Source organism: Bradyrhizobium erythrophlei (assembly GCF_900142985.1).
Taxonomy (GTDB): Bacteria; Pseudomonadota; Alphaproteobacteria; order Rhizobiales; family Xanthobacteraceae; genus Bradyrhizobium; species Bradyrhizobium erythrophlei_B.
Genome location: NZ_LT670849.1, coordinates 5,332,626 through 5,348,490, shown reverse-complemented (window position 1 = coordinate 5,348,490; position 15,865 = coordinate 5,332,626). Strand labels below are relative to the sequence as shown.

14 protein-coding genes are annotated in these 15,865 nt (G+C 61.8%); 5 read left to right on the top strand and 9 right to left on the bottom strand.

Going from position 1 to position 15,865, the window contains the following annotated elements; all coding sequences use genetic code 11:
• The first annotated feature begins 76 nt into the window (after positions 1-76).
• The 3 genes from BUA38_RS25455 to BUA38_RS25445 all read left to right on the top strand — a co-directional run bounded on the left by BUA38_RS25455 (position 77) and on the right by BUA38_RS25445 (position 3,138).
• Positions 77-667, top strand: coding sequence for a D-sedoheptulose 7-phosphate isomerase (locus BUA38_RS25455; RefSeq protein WP_072826427.1), 591 nt, complete (start codon positions 77-79; stop codon positions 665-667).
• 1 nt (position 668) lies between these two features.
• On the top strand, positions 669-1,205 hold the full coding sequence (locus BUA38_RS25450; RefSeq protein WP_072822237.1) for a D-glycero-alpha-D-manno-heptose-1,7-bisphosphate 7-phosphatase: 537 nt from the start codon (positions 669-671) through the stop codon (positions 1,203-1,205).
• A 130-nt stretch (positions 1,206-1,335) separates the two neighbouring features.
• Positions 1,336-3,138 carry an ABC transporter ATP-binding protein gene (locus BUA38_RS25445; RefSeq protein ID WP_072822235.1) on the top strand — a complete coding sequence of 601 codons (1,803 nt, stop codon included), beginning with the start codon at positions 1,336-1,338 and terminating at the stop codon, positions 3,136-3,138.
• Positions 3,139-3,217: 79 nt separating this feature from the next.
• Here the strand turns inward: BUA38_RS25445 and BUA38_RS25440 are convergent, their stop codons facing one another.
• Positions 3,218-4,147 carry an aspartyl/asparaginyl beta-hydroxylase domain-containing protein gene (locus BUA38_RS25440; RefSeq protein ID WP_072822233.1) on the bottom strand — a complete coding sequence of 310 codons (930 nt, stop codon included), beginning with the start codon at positions 4,145-4,147 and terminating at the stop codon, positions 3,218-3,220.
• Between the two features lie 183 nt (positions 4,148-4,330).
• Between BUA38_RS25440 and BUA38_RS25435 the strand changes: the two genes are divergently transcribed.
• Complete coding sequence (locus BUA38_RS25435) at positions 4,331-5,035, top strand: fumarylacetoacetate hydrolase family protein (protein ID WP_072822231.1); 705 nt, start codon at positions 4,331-4,333, stop codon at positions 5,033-5,035.
• 136 nt (positions 5,036-5,171) lie between these two features.
• On the opposite strand, the gene BUA38_RS37665 is transcribed toward BUA38_RS25435, so the two are convergent.
• The 6 genes from BUA38_RS37665 to BUA38_RS25410 form a co-directional block, all read right to left on the bottom strand.
• The gene (locus BUA38_RS37665) at positions 5,172-5,339 is read right to left on the bottom strand and encodes a hypothetical protein (protein WP_172805950.1); all 168 of its coding nucleotides are present in this window, start codon (positions 5,337-5,339) and stop codon (positions 5,172-5,174) included.
• A 138-nt stretch (positions 5,340-5,477) separates the two neighbouring features.
• A complete protein-coding gene (locus BUA38_RS25430) occupies positions 5,478-6,941 on the bottom strand; it encodes a flavin-containing monooxygenase (protein WP_072822230.1) in 1,464 nt (487 codons plus the stop codon).
• 98 nt (positions 6,942-7,039) lie between these two features.
• On the bottom strand, positions 7,040-8,272 hold the full coding sequence (locus BUA38_RS25425) for a glycosyltransferase family 87 protein (RefSeq protein ID WP_083587767.1): 1,233 nt from the start codon (positions 8,270-8,272) through the stop codon (positions 7,040-7,042).
• 520 nt (positions 8,273-8,792) lie between these two features.
• Positions 8,793-10,223: an adenosylhomocysteinase gene (gene ahcY, locus BUA38_RS25420; RefSeq protein WP_072826425.1), complete on the bottom strand. Its 1,431-nt coding sequence runs from the start codon at positions 10,221-10,223 to the stop codon at positions 8,793-8,795.
• Between the two features lie 178 nt (positions 10,224-10,401).
• The gene (gene metK / locus BUA38_RS25415) at positions 10,402-11,598 is read right to left on the bottom strand and encodes a methionine adenosyltransferase (protein WP_072822229.1); all 1,197 of its coding nucleotides are present in this window, start codon (positions 11,596-11,598) and stop codon (positions 10,402-10,404) included.
• A 58-nt stretch (positions 11,599-11,656) separates the two neighbouring features.
• Entirely contained in the window at positions 11,657-13,015 is a 1,359-nt protein-coding gene (locus BUA38_RS25410; protein WP_072822227.1) for a hypothetical protein, read from the bottom strand.
• A gap of 413 nt (positions 13,016-13,428) precedes the next feature.
• On the opposite strand from BUA38_RS25410, the gene BUA38_RS25405 reads away from it, so the two are divergent.
• Positions 13,429-14,163 carry a response regulator transcription factor gene (locus tag BUA38_RS25405; RefSeq protein ID WP_083587766.1) on the top strand — a complete coding sequence of 245 codons (735 nt, stop codon included), beginning with the start codon at positions 13,429-13,431 and terminating at the stop codon, positions 14,161-14,163.
• A 657-nt stretch (positions 14,164-14,820) separates the two neighbouring features.
• Here BUA38_RS25405 and BUA38_RS25400 read toward each other — a convergent pair.
• Positions 14,821-15,054 (bottom strand): hypothetical protein, encoded by a 234-nt coding sequence (locus BUA38_RS25400; protein WP_072822225.1) that lies wholly within the window; start codon positions 15,052-15,054, stop codon positions 14,821-14,823.
• Positions 15,051-15,506 (bottom strand): hypothetical protein, encoded by a 456-nt coding sequence (locus tag BUA38_RS25395; protein ID WP_156898721.1) that lies wholly within the window; start codon positions 15,504-15,506, stop codon positions 15,051-15,053. The genes BUA38_RS25400 and BUA38_RS25395 overlap by 4 nt, the downstream gene beginning before the upstream one ends.
• Between the last annotated feature and the right edge of the window lie 359 nt (positions 15,507-15,865).

Sequence of the window (15,865 nt, the reverse complement as noted above, 5' to 3'; positions counted from 1 at the left end):
ATGATGTGTGCTTGCACGGACTCACCACCCCGATTACCAAGATAGACCATCACGTTAGCGGTGACGCTTGAATCAGATTTCGAAAGATCCGATTGCCGCCCATCTGGCGCTGTCGCGCGAGGCGCTGGAGCGCGCGAGCGGCGACGCGAGCCTGCTTGCGGTGGCGCGAAAGATCGCCGAGGTGATCGCAGCCAGCTTGCGCGCCGGCCACAAGCTCCTGATCGCAGGCAATGGCGGCAGCGCCGCTGACGCCCAGCATATCGCCGCCGAGATCGTCGGCCGCTATAAGAAAGACCGCCCGGCCTATGCGGCGATCGCGCTGACCACGGACACCTCGGCACTCACCGCCATCGGCAACGATTACGGCTTCGAGCATGTGTTTTCCCGTCAGGTTGAAGCGCTCGGCCGCCGCGGCGACGTTCTGCTCGCGATGACGACATCAGGCCGCTCGCCGAACATTCTTAGCTGCCTGAAGGCAGCGCGGAGCCAAGGACTGGTCACAGTTGGCTTTACTGGAGCCAAAGGCAGCGCGCTCGGCGCATCCTGCGATCATCTGCTGGTGGCGCCGAGCGACGACACCGCGGTGATCCAGCAGATCCACATGGCCTTTGCGCACGGCATCTGCGAAGTGATCGAGCAGACGTTATCGCACGGGTCGCAAGCCTGACATGAGCGGCGAATCCCCTGCTCGCTCGTCGCCGCGGCCGGCCGCCTTTCTCGACCGTGACGGCGTCATCAACCATGACGACGGCTTTGTGGCTACCCGCGACCGCATTCGCTGGATGCCGAATGCAGCCAAGGCGATCCGAAGGCTGAACGACGCCGGCTACTTCGTGTTCTTCTTCACCAATCAATCCGGCGTCGCCCGCGGCTTCTTCACCGAAGACGAACTCAACACATTGCACGACTGGATGCGCAGCGAGCTCGCCGCACGGGGGGCACGGATCGACGACGTCCGCTATTGCCCACATCATCCGAAGGGAACGGTTGCGGGCTATCTCGAAGACCATCACTGGCGAAAGCCCAAGCCCGGCATGATTCTCGATCTGATGGCGCACTGGCCGGTGCGGCGCGACGGCAGTTTTGTCATTGGCGACCGCGAGAGCGATATCGAGGCGGCGGAAGCAGCTCGCCTGCCCGGCTTTCTGTTTGCGGGCGGCGACCTCGATGCTTTCGTGGCGGAGATTTTGGCGAAGCCGATTTGAGGGTTGAGGCGACTGGTTCGGCCTAGAAAAATCAAGCGGTTAGGTCGGGTTTTTCAAAGCCGAATTAGCTTGAAAATCGGCTTAAGTGCGGGCAAACCGACAAGCGCAGCCCGACGTCAATGGAATGCGGATGGCCGAATTTCCAAAGAAAATCACCGATGATCCCTATGGCGCGGCGATCCTGATCCGCCGCCTGGTGGTGGAACAGGGCCTCGGCTACTGGCGGCAATACCTGGCGGCGTTTGCGCTGATGGGCGTGGTGGCAGCGGCCAGCGCCGGCGCGACCTACGTGCTCGGGCAGGTGATCAACCAGGCCTACGTCAACAAGAACGTCGCCGGCATCGCCACTCTCTCCGGCGTCACGGTGCTCTTGCTGTTCGTCAAGGGCATCGGGACCTACGGCCACACCGTGATCCTGTCGAAGATCTCGAACGCCATTCTCGCCTATAACCAGCGCCAGCTGTTTGCCAAGCTGATGAACGAGAGCGTCGGCTTCTTCTCCGAGCGGCATTCCTCGGAATTCCTGGCGCGGATGACCGCCGGCGCCAAATCCATCACCGACCTGTTGAACATGCTGATCAACGCGATCGGGCGCGACTTCCTGGTGCTGGTGGCGATGATCGCGGTCATGGTGAGCCAGGACCCGATCCTGTCGCTGATCGGCCTCGTCGCCGTGCCGCCGGCGATGCTGATGCTGCGAAAGCTCGTCAAGCGCATCAAGGGCCTCGCGCACACGCAGTTTACCGGCACCGCCAGCATCATGGAGACGATGCAGGAATCCCTGCAAGGCATCCGCACCGTCAAGGCATTCACGCTGGAAGGGGCGATGCAGAAGCGCATCGACGGGAACATCGCGGCCGTCGAACGCAACGCCAACAAAATGGCGCGGGTGTCTAACCGCTCCAACCCGCTGATGGAAATGCTCGGCGGTTTTGCCGTCGCCGGCTGCCTGATGTATGCCGGCTACAGCGTGGTCGCGCTCAATGCGACGCCCGGCGCGTTCTTTTCCTTCATGACCGCCTTCCTGATGGCCACCGAACCCGCCAAGCGGCTGGCACGGCTCAATATCGATCTCAACAGCCAGCTGGTCGGCGCGCGGATGCTGCTCGAAGTCATCGACAGTCCCGCGACCGAGAAGGCGGACGACGACAAGCCGGCGCTGAAGCTCTCCGACGCTAGGATCGAATTCAAGGACGTCTCGTTCGCCTATCGGACGGACGAGCCGGTGTTGAACCGCATGAGCTTTGTCGCCGAGCCCGGCAAGATGACCGCCCTCGTCGGCCCCTCCGGCGGCGGCAAGTCGACGGTGCTGGCGCTGTTGCTGCGCTTCTACGAGGTCAAGGACGGCGCGGTCCTGATCGACGATCAGCCGATCTCGGACGTGTCGCGGCGCTCGCTGCGGCACCAGATCGGCTATGTCGGCCAGGACGTCTATATGTTCCGCGACAACATCCGCGCCAATATCGCTTTCGGCAAGGAAAACGCGACCGAAGAAGAAATCGTCGAAGCCGCGAAGGCGGCGTGCGCTCACGATTTCATCATGGCCTTCCCGCTCGGCTATGACACGCCGGTCGGCGAACACGGCACGCAGCTGTCGGGCGGCCAGCGCCAGCGCATCGCGGTCGCGCGCGCGCTACTGCGGAACGCACCGATCATCCTGCTGGATGAGGCGACCGCCGCACTCGACTCTGAGTCCGAAAAGCAGGTGCAGGAAGCGATCGAACATCTGTGCCAGAACCGCACCACCATCGTGATCGCGCATCGCCTGCACACGATCATGCATGCCGACGCCATTCTGGTGGTGGAAGGCGGCGAGATCGTCGAGCGCGGCCGTCACGAGGAGTTGTTACGCCGCGGCGGCCGCTATGCCTCGTTCTTCCGCCTGCAACAGCGCGACACCGGTTATCTGGCCGAGATCAGCGCGGCCGAATAAGGCGCGAATTGATTCGGTGTAACTGAAGCGGCGGTAAAGCTGCGCCCCCTCTCCCCGTAAACGGGGAGAGGTGAGCAGATCAGCGGAACGCCGACACCACGATCAGGCCGAGCACCGCCAAGGTCAGCGTGTATTTCAGCGCGTAATACACCTTGCGGTTCCAGTCCTTGATGCGGCGGCCGAGCAGATGCACCTCATAGAGCTTGCCGAATACTTTATTCAGCACGCCGATATGCTCGCCCTCGACGTTCTGGGTCGCCGACGCCTTGACGATGTGATGGCTGACCCAGCGGTTCATCGCCGTCATGAAGCCGTACTTCATCGGACGCTCGACGTCGCAGAACAGGATGATGCGGTTGACGTCGGTCGCATTCTCCGCGCTGTGGATGAAGGTCTCGTCGAACATGAAGGCTTCGCCGTCGCGCCAGACGCACTGAACGCCGTCGACCAGGATGCGGCATTTGTCCGAATTGGGCGTCACCAGCCCTAAATGATAGCGCAGCGAGCCGGCAAAGGGATCGCGATGTGCGCCTAACTTGCCGCCGGGCGGCAGCATCGCAAACATCGCGCCATGAACGCTCGGGATCGAGTTGAGAAGCTCCACCGTCTGTGGGCACAGCGAGCGCGCCGACGGCAGGAAATCGTCGTACCATTTCAGGTAAAAGCGCTTCCAGCCGCTCTTGAAGAACGAATAGAAACCCCAGTCGTTGTTCTTGGCGGCCGCCCGGATAAAGCCCTCGTCGAACAGGCGCGTCGCCTCGTCGCGGATGGTCTGCCAGTTCTCGTGCAGTTTGGCGAGTTCGGGAAACTGCTCGAGCGGGATCACCGGCTGGTTCGGAACGGCCGAGCCCGCATACATCAGCACATTGTAAGGCGCGAGGTAGGTCGAGTGATCGCCGAGCTGACGGCCGAGGCGGAGCCGCTCTCGGCCGCGGAAATGCACATACACGGTCGACGCCGCCAGTACGTAAAGGCCGATGAATTGCGGGGCGAGAAGTGTTTTCAACATGGACGAGCTCTGGAAAAAACCGGCCGTTCCTTTACGTCGACCGCGGGGTTACACCAAGCCCCGATTCCACCACGCCGGCGAAGCGTCATCAAGGGCCCAAACGGCCAGGTTGGGCGCTGGCGCAGCCCGGCACAAACGCGTAAAAACAACCCGATTTTGTCACCCCAACCCCGAGATTGCTTGATGACCGCGACTTCCTACGTCATTCCCTTACCGCCCCAGCCCTCCTTGCCCGTTGTCGGCGACACCAAGGCCTATCCGGTCCGCCGCATCTGGTGCGTCGGACGCAACTATCTCGAACACATCCGCGAGATGGGAAATGACGAGCGGGCGCCGCCGTTCTTTTTCGCCAAGCACGCCGACATGCTGGTGGGCGATGGTGCGACCGTCCCCTATCCGCCGCTCACCAAGGACCTGCATCACGAGGTCGAGCTGATCGTCGCCATGAAGAGCGGTGGCTTGAACATTCCGGCCGACAAGGCGCTCGAGCATGTCTATGGCTACGCCGTCGGCATCGACCTCACCCGCCGCGACCTGCAGATCGCCTCGCGCAAGAAGGAGCGGCCGTGGGAAGTCGGCAAGTCCTTCGACTACTCCGCGCCGTGCTCGGCGATCGAGCCGGCCGCCAAGATCGGTCATCCCTCCAAGGGCAAGATCTGGCTGACCGTCAACGGCAAGGAAACGCAAAAGGGCGACCTCACCGAACTGATCTGGAGCGTGCCGGAGATCATCTGGCAATTGTCGCAGCAGGTGAAGCTCGCCGCCGGCGACATCATCATGACGGGCACGCCGGCGGGCGTCTCCCAGCTTCATCCCGGCGACAAGATCGAGTGCGGCGTCGACGGCGTCGGCACGCTGAAGGTGAACATCGGCGAACCGGAGAAGTGAGGAAGTATCGTGTCCCGGACGCGTCGCATCACGAAGTGGTGCGATGCAGAGCCGGGACCGTCGACAAACGTATGGGACCCCGGATCAGCAGCGCATCGTTGCACGCTGCGCAGCATCCGGGGAACGAGGTGAGCCGCTACCCCTGCGAGATCGCCTGCAGGCCCTTGAAGGTCAGGCGCTTCGGGTCCTTGACGCCGGCCAGATAGAAGCGGCGGATGAAGGCCGCGACCATTTCACGGTCGCAATCGGTCAACGCAACAACGGCATCGATAGCAATTCGCTGGGCGTCCATGGGCTTCCTCATGCGGCCTTCAAAGCGACCGCCTGATTCTAGGTTCCACCGATTAATTCGGCGTTAACCGTTTGCCATCTTCGCCGATTCGAACCCGGTTACGTATACGCAAAACAACGCATGCCTAATCGTCGAATGCCTTAAGTTCCGTCAGGAGTACTTCATCACGCCGTCATCGACCTTGCCGAAGCGCAACGTCACGATGTCGAAAGCGTAGTTCTGGAACAGCCGCCACGGCCGTTTGGAGCCCTGCTTTGGAAGCATCGGCAACGCGCGCTGCACGTAGCCCGACGAGAAATCCAGAACCGGCAGTTGCTCGACGGAAGGATCGACATTGTGCGGCACGCACTGCTTGTAGCCGTGCCGGTCCATGTAATTGAGCAGGCGGCAGACATATTCGCAGGTAAGATCGCACTTCAGCGTCCAGGACGCGTTGGTATATCCGAAAGCAGAGGCGAGATTTGGCACGTCCGAATACATCATGCCCTTGTAGTTCATGGTTTTGGCGAAATCGATGGTGCGGCCGTCGACCACGGTCTCCATGCCGCCCAGAAGCTGCAACACGAGGCCGGTCGCGGTGACGATGATGTCGGCTTGAAGTTCGCTGCCGTCTTTCAGGCGAATGCCGCGCATCGTGAAGCGGTCGATCCCGGCGGTGACGACGGAGGCGCGCTTTTCCCTGATCGACTTGAAGAGATCGCCGTCCGGCACAAGGCACAGCCGCTGATCCCAGGGATTATAGCTCGGGTTGAAGTTCGCGATGTCGTAGTCGGGGCCGAGCGCCATGCGGACGCCGCCGAGCACCATCCGCTTGAACCGCTGCGGCCTGCGGCGCGCGAACTGGAAGAACGCCAGTCCCAGAAGCACATTGCGCCAGCGGATCGCATGATAGGCAATGCTCTTGCCGAACTTCTCGCGCAGCAAGATCGCAAGCTTATCCTGCGCCGGACGCGACACCACATAGGTCGGCGAACGCTGCAACATGGTGACGTGGCTGGCCTTCTCCGCCATCGCCGGCACCAGCGTCACGGCGGTCGCGCCCGAGCCGATCACCACGACGCGCTTGCCGGCATAGTCGAGCTTGTCGGGCCATTTTTGTGGATGAAGGATCTGGCCCTTGAAATCGTCTCTCCCTGCAAACTCCGGCGTGTAGCCGTCGGTGTAGCGGTAGTAGCCGGAGCACGAGAACAGGAAATTGCAGGTGAAGCGAACGATGTCGCCCGTGCCCTCGCCGCGCTCGGCCTCGATGGTCCAGCGCGCATCCGGCGTCGACCATGACGCGCGCTTCACGCGATGGCGGAAGCGAATCTTCTTGTCGATGCCGTTCTCGGCTGCGGTCTCGCGCACGTAATTGAGAATGCTCGGCCCGTCCGCGATCGCCTTCGGATCGGTCCACGGCTTGAACGAATAACCGAGCGTGAACATGTCGCTGTCGGAGCGGATGCCGGGATAACGAAATAGATCCCAGGTGCCGCCGATGCAATCGCGCCCCCCGAGAATGACGTAGCTCTTGCCCGGGCATTTCTGCTGCAAGTGATAGCCCGCGCCGATGCCGGACAGACCGGCGCCGACGATCACGACGTCAAAATGTTCCGTCTTCTGGGTCGTTTCCATGAGCGCCGATTAGCACGCAAAGCGGAACGAAAATCAACGCTAAAGCAAAAGGCGCGACGTGCGAAATGTCCCCTGTCATTCCGCACTGCGGATAATGATCAGGTCTGAACCGTATGCTTCGGCGGCGCCAGCATCAGGGCCACCAGCAATGCGAACACCGCGACAAGAACCGGCGTCGCCCAAACGAGGCCCGTGGCCTTTGCGAGCGGTGCGGCGAAGAAAGGCGCCAGCATGATCGCGGCCATGCCGGCTGCGATCATGGTCGGCGAAACGCTCACGTGTCGTTCGCCGGCCTGCTTGAGCCAGACCGCGACGAACGCGCTCATCACGAGGTCGTAGTCCTGCAAGTAGGGCGTGATCAGGCAGGTGCCCATCACGACCAGCGCGTTGCGAACCGGCGCCGCGTCGTCGCGCCACCAGGATCGAGCGACAACGATCGCAGCCACTACCGCAAAGACGGCTTGCACGGCATAGGCCGTCTGCACGTCCGCGCCGAGCCGCCGCGCAAACACGAACATCGACACCATCCGGTGCCAGACGCCCGTGCCATCCTCGAGAATCGCGGCGCGCAGGATGCCGAGGTTGTGGATATAATCGAGCCAGGATTGCATCCCGAACAGCGTCACGCTCACGGCTACCAGCACCACGGCCGTCGTGCCGGTCGTCACGACGGTCAGCCAGCGCCGGCCCGCAACAAGCGCAAAGGGCAGGATCACTGCCAGATGCGGCTTGTAGACGAGGCAGCCGAACAGCAGGCCGGCCACGACCGGCCGGCGATCGAGCAGCACCAATCCGCCGCACAACAGCGCCGCGGTCAACGCGCCGTTCTGTCCGCCGACCGCATTGACGAACAAGGCCGGCGTCGCCAGCGACAGCAGAAGTGCGCCCTCGCCGCTTGCCGCCTTCAACGCACGATAGAACGCATACCAGGTCGCGGCCAGCCAGACGCCGAGCGCGGGCACGTAGGGGATGAGCGCAAGCGGCGCCGTCAGCAGCAACAGCACCGGCGGGTAGGAGTAGTGATAGGGATCGATGTGCGATCCGACCACCGAGGTCTCGAAGAGATGGAAGGCGTCGAAATCGTAGACGCCCTTCGCCCGTTCGTGCAGCGCGAGCCAGGCGCCGGACCAGTAGTTGATGAAATCGTCGCCGAACGGCCGGTGAACGCCGTCGGTGAGATCGAGGCGCGTCTGTTGCAGGAGATCGCAGAGGTAGATGACAGGCGCGACGACGATCGAGCACCGCGCGATCAGCTTGAGGCGTGCCGGGTCCAGCAGGCGCGCAAAAGACTCTCCGGCCGGAGCTTTCACAGGTTGATCGATCGACGTCATGCCTGGCCACCGGCGGCGTTATGGTCCTGATGGGCCAAGATGCAGCCGGTGGCTTAGCGCATCGTTAATAACTGCCCGATTTCGACCCTCCCGCTCGCACCCAGCGCTCCAAAGCAAAAGCCCCAGGATCAAATCTCAACACGCGAGTGGAACAAAAATGCCGGTTCCGAGTTGGGGCGAACACAGGGAGTATCTGTCATGGAACGCATCACGCGCTGCGCCAAATGCGGAAAACTGTTGGAACCGGTTGTCGCTATCTCAGGCCGCACCGAACTCCAATGCATAAGCTGCGATGACCCTGCTGTGAAATGGGCCGAAAGTCCGCTTACAGCCCTTGAAAGCCCAGTTGTTGCAGAGCCCGCTGCCGCCCAGCACTGAACTAGGCGAGTCATTGCGAGGGGCCCGCGACAAAATTGCAAAGCAATTTTGCGCTGGAGCGACGAAGCAATCCAGAGTCTTTTGGTGGCCTTGCTGGATTGCTTCGCTGCGCTCGCAATGACTGCGGAGAGAGGCGTCGATCTCAATACCGATAATGATCCGACTTGAACGGGCCTTCCTGCTTCACGCCGATATAGTCGGCCTGGTCCTTGCGCAGGGTCGTCAGCTTCACGCCGATCTTGGCGAGGTGCAGGCGGGCCACCTTCTCGTCCAGCGACTTCGGCAGCACGTAGACTTCCTTCTTGTATTTGCCGTCCTTGTTGTTGGCGAACAGTTCGATCTGCGCCAGCGTCTGGTTGGTGAAGGAAGCCGACATCACGAAGGACGGATGGCCCATCGCGTTGCCGAGGTTCACCAGGCGGCCTTCGGAGAGCAGGATGATGCGGTGCTTGTCGGGAAACTCGATCTCGTCGACCTGCGGCTTGATGTTGGTCCATTTCAGGTTGCGCAGGCCCGCGATCTGGATCTCGTTGTCGAAATGCCCGATGTTGCAGACGATGGCGCGATCCTTCATCGCGCGCATGTGCTCGATGGTGATGATGTCCTTGTTGCCGGTCGCGGTGACGAAGATGTCGGCGCGCGGTGCGGCGTCTTCCATGGTGACGACTTCATAGCCTTCCATCGCCGCCTGCAACGCGCAGATCGGATCGACTTCGGAAACCATCACGCGGCAGCCGGCCTGGCGCAGTGAGGCCGCCGAGCCCTTGCCGACGTCGCCGAAGCCCGCGACCATCGCCACCTTGCCCGACATCATGACGTCGGTGCCGCGGCGGATGCCGTCGACCAGCGATTCACGGCAGCCATAGAGGTTGTCGAACTTCGACTTGGTGACGCTGTCGTTGACGTTGATGGCGGGCCACAGCAGCGTGCCGGCCTTCTGCATGTCGTAGAGACGATGCACGCCCGTGGTCGTCTCTTCCGAGACGCCCTGGATCGACTTGGCGATGCCTGCAAAGTAGCCTTTCGGCTTCTCCTTGAGCTGCTTCTTCAAGAGCGCGAAGAATACTTCCTCTTCTTCCGAACCGGGCTTGTCGAGGAACGCCGCGTCGCCGTTCTCAGCCTTGAGGCCGAGATGCACATACATGGTGGCGTCGCCGCCGTCATCGAGGATCATGTTGGGATGGCCGCCGCCATGCCAGTCGAACAGCTTGGCGGTGTAGTCCCAGTATTCGGCGAGGCTCTCCCCCTTCACCGCGAACACCGGAATGCCGGCCGCGGCGATCGCGGCGGCCGCGTGATCCTGCGTCGAATAGATGTTGCAGGAGACCCAGCGGATGTCGGCCCCGAGCGCAGCCAGCGTTTCGATCAGCACGCCGGTCTGAATGGTCATGTGCAGCGAGCCCGCAATGCGCGCGCCCTTCAAGGGCTGCTTCGGACCGTATTCCTCGCGCGTCGCCATCAGACCGGGCATTTCGGTCTCGGCCAGCGAGAGTTCCTTGCGGCCGAACTCGGCGAGCGAAATGTCCTTGACGATGTAGTCGGTGAAGCCGGGCTTCTTGGCGGTGGCGGTCATGTGGTTGTCCTTTTGGTCCTCGTTCGAACGCCGCTTTGCAACGAACGGACTGATTAGCTCCTCGTCATGCCCGGGCTTGTCCCGGACATCCACGTCTTGGCCGCTACAAGAAAGACGTAGATGGCCGGGACAAGCCCGGCCATGACGACTTAAATGTGTCGCAGCACACTAATACTCATCACACCGCGCGCTTGAGCGGCTCGACGAGATCGGTCTTCTCCCAGGAGAAGCCGCCTTCATTGTCCGGCGTGCGGCCGAAATGGCCGTAGGCCGAGGTGCGCGCGTAGATCGGACGGTTGAGGTCGAGATGGGTGCGGATGCCGCGCGGGGTGAGATCCATCACCTCGGCTGCTGCCTTCTCGAGCTTGTCCTCCGGCACCTTTCCGGTGCCGTGCGTGTCGATATAGATCGACAGCGGACGCGCCACGCCGATGGCGTAAGCGAGCTGCAACGTGCAGCGGTCGGCAAGACCGGCGGCGACGATGTTTTTCGCCATGTACCGCGCGGCGTAAGCGGCCGAGCGGTCGACCTTGGTCGGGTCCTTGCCGGAGAACGCGCCGCCGCCATGCGGGGCCGCGCCGCCATAGGTATCGACGATGATCTTGCGGCCGGTGAGGCCGGTGTCGCCGTCGGGACCGCCGATGTAGAACTTGCCGGTGGGATTGATGTGCCAGATCGTCTTGCCGTTGATCCATTCCTTCGGCAGCGCCTCGCGCACATACGGTTCGACGATCTCGCGCACCTGCGTCGAGCTCAAGTCCTCGACCAGATGCTGGTGCGAGACCACAATCTCGCGCACGCCGACCGGCTTGCCGTTCTCGTATTGCACGGTGACCTGGCTCTTGGAGTCCGGGCCCAGCACCTTCTCGCGGCCGGAGTGACGCGCTTCCGAGATCAGGCGCAGGATCTTGTGGGCGTAGAAGATCGGCGCCGGCATGAGGTCGGGTGTCTCGTTGCAGGCATAGCCGAACATGATGCCCTGGTCGCCCGCGCCCTCTTCCTTGGCCACGCCCGGCTGCAGCGCGTCGACGCCCTGCGCGATGTCGGCCGACTGCGGATGCAGGAGAATGTCGATGTCGCAGTTCTCCCAGTGGAAGCCATCCTGCTCGTAGCCAATGTCCTTGATGGCTGCGCGCACCACGCTCTCGATCTGGTCGTTGGTGACGGACTTCGGGCCGCGGGTTTCGCCGGCGATCACCACCTTGTTGGTGGTGGCGAGCGTTTCGCAGGCCGCCCGGATCGCCCAGGGATCGATGCCAGCCTTCGGGCCTTCGCGGTAGAACAGATCGACGATCTCATCGGAAATCCGGTCGCAGACCTTGTCGGGATGACCCTCGGAAACCGACTCTGAGGTGAACAGGTAAGACGCGCGCATCTAGGTAGCCCCTTTTTCCGCCGGATGTTCGGCGGTGCTTTTAAATGTTCCTGATTGGTCAATCCCGACGGCGCGAGATGACGTAGGATTCGTCGTAAAACCAGAGTCCGTTATGCTTGCGCAGAACCTCTCTGACGGCGTCGAGATAACGGCCACTCTGGGTCATTTCCGTCAACCGGTCGTCTTCAATCTGTGCGACATACACCGCCGCATTCCATGCTGCAAAGGCCGTCGAGGTTCCGATCGAGCCGGTGACCTCGTTGGGCAGCGCTTCCATATCATAACGGAAGATCGAACGGTTATCGGCATAGGCGTTAAAGTTAAGGTCGCGCCCGGCCGATCCGAGCTCGTATTTCACCGCGCGCAATAGCTCATGACGGCTCACGGCGAAAGGATTTTCTCCCGGCCATACCGCCTGGATAATCTCCAATCCCGGGTCCTGCCCGTGGGAGTGGATTCCGATCAAACGGCCCCCCGCCCGCAAGGCCCTCCCCAAGGGCGCAATAATGCGTTTGGCGCGGAAATTGACGCTGGATTTGGCCCGGTATGGCTGGGATGCGATAATCAGGTCGAAATTGGCCTCGACCCGGCCGGCCCTCGGAATGATCGAATCGAGCAAAAACCGGTGGTCTTCCCGATACAGCACCAGCGCCACGGGGCGCTCATAGCTGGGCATGCCGGAACGGGGCGAGACGCTGGCCCGCCAGTTCTGCTCCAGAAATGGCCCCAATTCGGCGATTTGGGCCTCGAAATCGCCCGAAGCGGCCCCTCGCAGCGGGACCTCGTGCCAGATCATGCCGCTGGCAGCCGCGGGCGAGGCCGGCGTCAGCCAGGGCGCCTCGGCATAATGCATGTTGGTCAACACGAAGACGGTGGACGGGTGCTCGAACAGCCGGTCCGGCACCTTGTCCAGCGTCAGGCGGACGTCCTCGAGGCTGAGCTCCTTGCCCGCAATATAAAAAGGCATGTGGGGAAAGCGCGAATGCATCGATCGCATCACCCGCGCCAGCACCGTGCCGTCGCCGCAGCCGGCATCGAATACCCGCAGCGCCGGTGGGCGGGGATGGATCGCCGACAGCTCCAGCGCTACCCGCTCCGCGACCACCCGCTTCTCGCTACAGGTGTGGACGAACAGGAGGTATTTCTGGCGGTTCTCGAAGAAGCGGAAATTGCCCCTGGGATCGCGCTTTTCCGGCACCACTTCGAGGCCGCGCGGGCGTGGCGTCATGCCCCCCGGCATCGATGCCGCCATATAGGCCTGGATGCGCTCAAGCGTATCGATGGTGATGCGCTTGCCCTCGCGCAGGCGGTGCACCAGCTTGCCGTCATTGACCGCCCGCCGCCCGAACGTCGATTCGGCCATATCGGCGTTTCGGCAGAATTCCGATATCTGGGCGAGGATCTCGTCGTTCTTCATCTAAGTGGTAAAGTGGGAAGACGCCGTTGGGCAGATTACGGTGAGCGATGTCCTACCACCTTCCGCCCATCTTCCGATACTGGCCCGGAAAGACCGCGCTTAGGCATTCCCGCCGCCCAAAAAGATCGGGGTCTGACGTCGTCACTGGGAACCATCTGCGGGAACTGAGGTTCTTGCAACGCAGCGAATTCGGATTAGTCCTTTTTGGAGGTCAGAAGAAGGTGGTTCCGGCTCGCGAGTCCCCGGGGCGGCCACTGGAACCGGGCTGCAAGTTCCATTGGAACAAGGCCGGCACTAGAATTTATCTAGGTTATTACTGAATATATCCTAGAATGTAGGTTGATGCCCGGCGCCGACAGCCGGGGAGGCTGCTGGTGACGAGGTACTGTGTTCATTGGAGTGGCAGCTAGGATATGTCGAGTGAGTCTGCTGTACCGACCTATATCCTGCAAAGTGACGGCCTGTTCCGGGAAGGTCTTCGACTAATACTGTCGAAGACCCGCTTCCGTGCCCACGGTTGCGCAATTGACTTGGAGGACCTCACCGGAATCCCCGATGACAAACCTGTTCTGTTCATCGTGGCGATGGACGCGAACCAAGCCGTCATCTGCAGCAAGATTCGAAGCCGCTATCCGCTCGCATTCATCGTGGCGGTCGCTGACGAGAGCAATCCGGGCTCGCTCGCGAGTGCGCTGGATGACGGAGCAAACGCAGCGCTCTTCAATACCGTTAGCCCCCATGACCTCGTCAACACGCTGCAAGCGGTCATCAATGGTAAGCTCATTCTCATAGATGCCCGTCTCTGGCCGCTGGAAATCCAGCCAAAGGCCGAAGAGCGGTTGTCACCTCCCCTGAGCAGCGAGATGCTGTGGGATGCCGCCGACGAGCCTCAATTCATGAAGCTGTCCGCACGAGAGATCGCAATCCTTGAACGCATCGTACGGGGCGACTCGAATAAGCAGGTCGCACGGTTCTTCAGCATCGCTGAACCGACCGTGAAGGCGCATGTGAAGGCTATCTTGAGAAAAATTGGCGCCAACAATCGTACACAGGCTGCGATCTGGGCGTTTAACCACCACCTGTTCGATCAGCCCAGCGAGGAGCAGGCCGGGCTGCCGATATTGCTCCAGGACGAAACGGCCCGCTGAGAGCTTCAGCTGTGGTCGAATCCGCAGGGGCTTTCTGAGCCGGCCATCGTGGGCGCCGGGCCCGGCTAGTGCGGCCGCCGGTCGCAACTTCGACTACGGACGTGATTGCAAGCACGATCCAGATGAACAGCGCGAATTGCCCTGTGCTTTCGAACGGCCCAGACTGCGATGGCGGCTGCGAAACGGGCTTCGGCTCGAGCTCACGCGGCTCGAGCCGAAGCCTGCCCACGTCATCCCAGCGATCCGCCATCGTTATCTCCCCCACGGGTACGGGCGTATCGGGGACCGCGGGCATTTCCGGCGCCGCGACAAGTACTTGCGCGCGGGACGGATGACGGTCGTAAGTCCAGCATCCGTCGCCATCCTTCACGAGCGTCCGCGTCGGCCATGTCCTCGCTGCTTCGGCCTGGTCGAGGCAATGGCGAGACGCGTGCGCTGTCGGCGTGCCGGCCAGCAGCAGGACCGCCAGCGTAGCGGCGAGCGGCGGAAGACCATGTTGGAGGCGTACATAGTTTCCGACGCTCGCCGCGTCGCCCGCGCTGGCGTAGAAGTTATCGGGATCGCACCATTGCGCGAAGCACTCTCGGCATATCATCGCGTCCTCATGCCAGAACGATGCCTTGACGTAATCCACATCGCGTCGGCAAGACTCACAGATCATCGCTGCGCCTCGTCAATGATGCGTCGCAGTTCTGCGCGGGCCTCGCGCCGCTCCAACTCGTTCACCAGCTCTTGGCCGGTTCTGCTATTCGGGTCGGAATAGAACCGCGATTGATAGGCCTGATCCCCCGCCGTCCTCGTCATCGCACAACCGCCAAGCACGATTGCGAACAGCACGATGACGAATGGTGCCGCGACCAAGAGGTACGGCACCACCCAGTACAGGATCATGCCCCTCCCTCGGCGGTTTTCGCCGCGATCTTGTCGCGAAATGTCTCGCACAATTTCCGGACTTCGTCCGTCGCGCTGGAGCAGGATTCAATTTCATTGAAGATGCGTTTGCCCTCCTTGCGATAGCGCGCCGCGGTGGCATTGATTTCCTTGAGCATGACGGAAGCCGAGTTGGTGAGCTGCTCGCAGCGCTGGGCCATGTCCTTGACGAATTCGCCCACCGCCTCGATTTCCTTCGCAGTTACCTCATATTCCCTGACAAGGGCCTCGGCCGAGAGCTTGCCGATCTCGCTTACGTCGTCGCGATGGCTGACATAGTCTGGAACTACCGGAGCCCGCGGCATCGGCCCCACCGCCTGGATGCGCGGTGACCTTTGTTGCACGGCGTCCTGGATTTCCCCTTCGATCCGACTGACATCGAAGGGCCTCACGGCAGCATGCTGTCCTCTCATTGCAATCACTCCTGTGGCAATCTTCTCGCTTCAAAAAGCTGGTTGCTTTTGCCTCCAGCCCGTGGATCGCCAGGCCAGTACCCCTCGCTCGAGGACGCTGTTGCACCCGGCAATTCTCAATTTCCGAAGAGGTTATGGACCCAACCCGACGTCCCCCCTGAATCTACTTGCCTGCGGCGCGCCACCTAGATCGGCTCCACGCCATCATCCCAAACGAGTTCTCCACGCGCACCACACCGGTACACACGATGTTGCCGCGTCTAGAATCGAGAATCGAATAGATGTCCCTCGAAGACTCAATTCGCGGTACGTCGCTGTCCATCGTGACGCCAGCGCTTTAGCAGCCACACCCAAAGTCA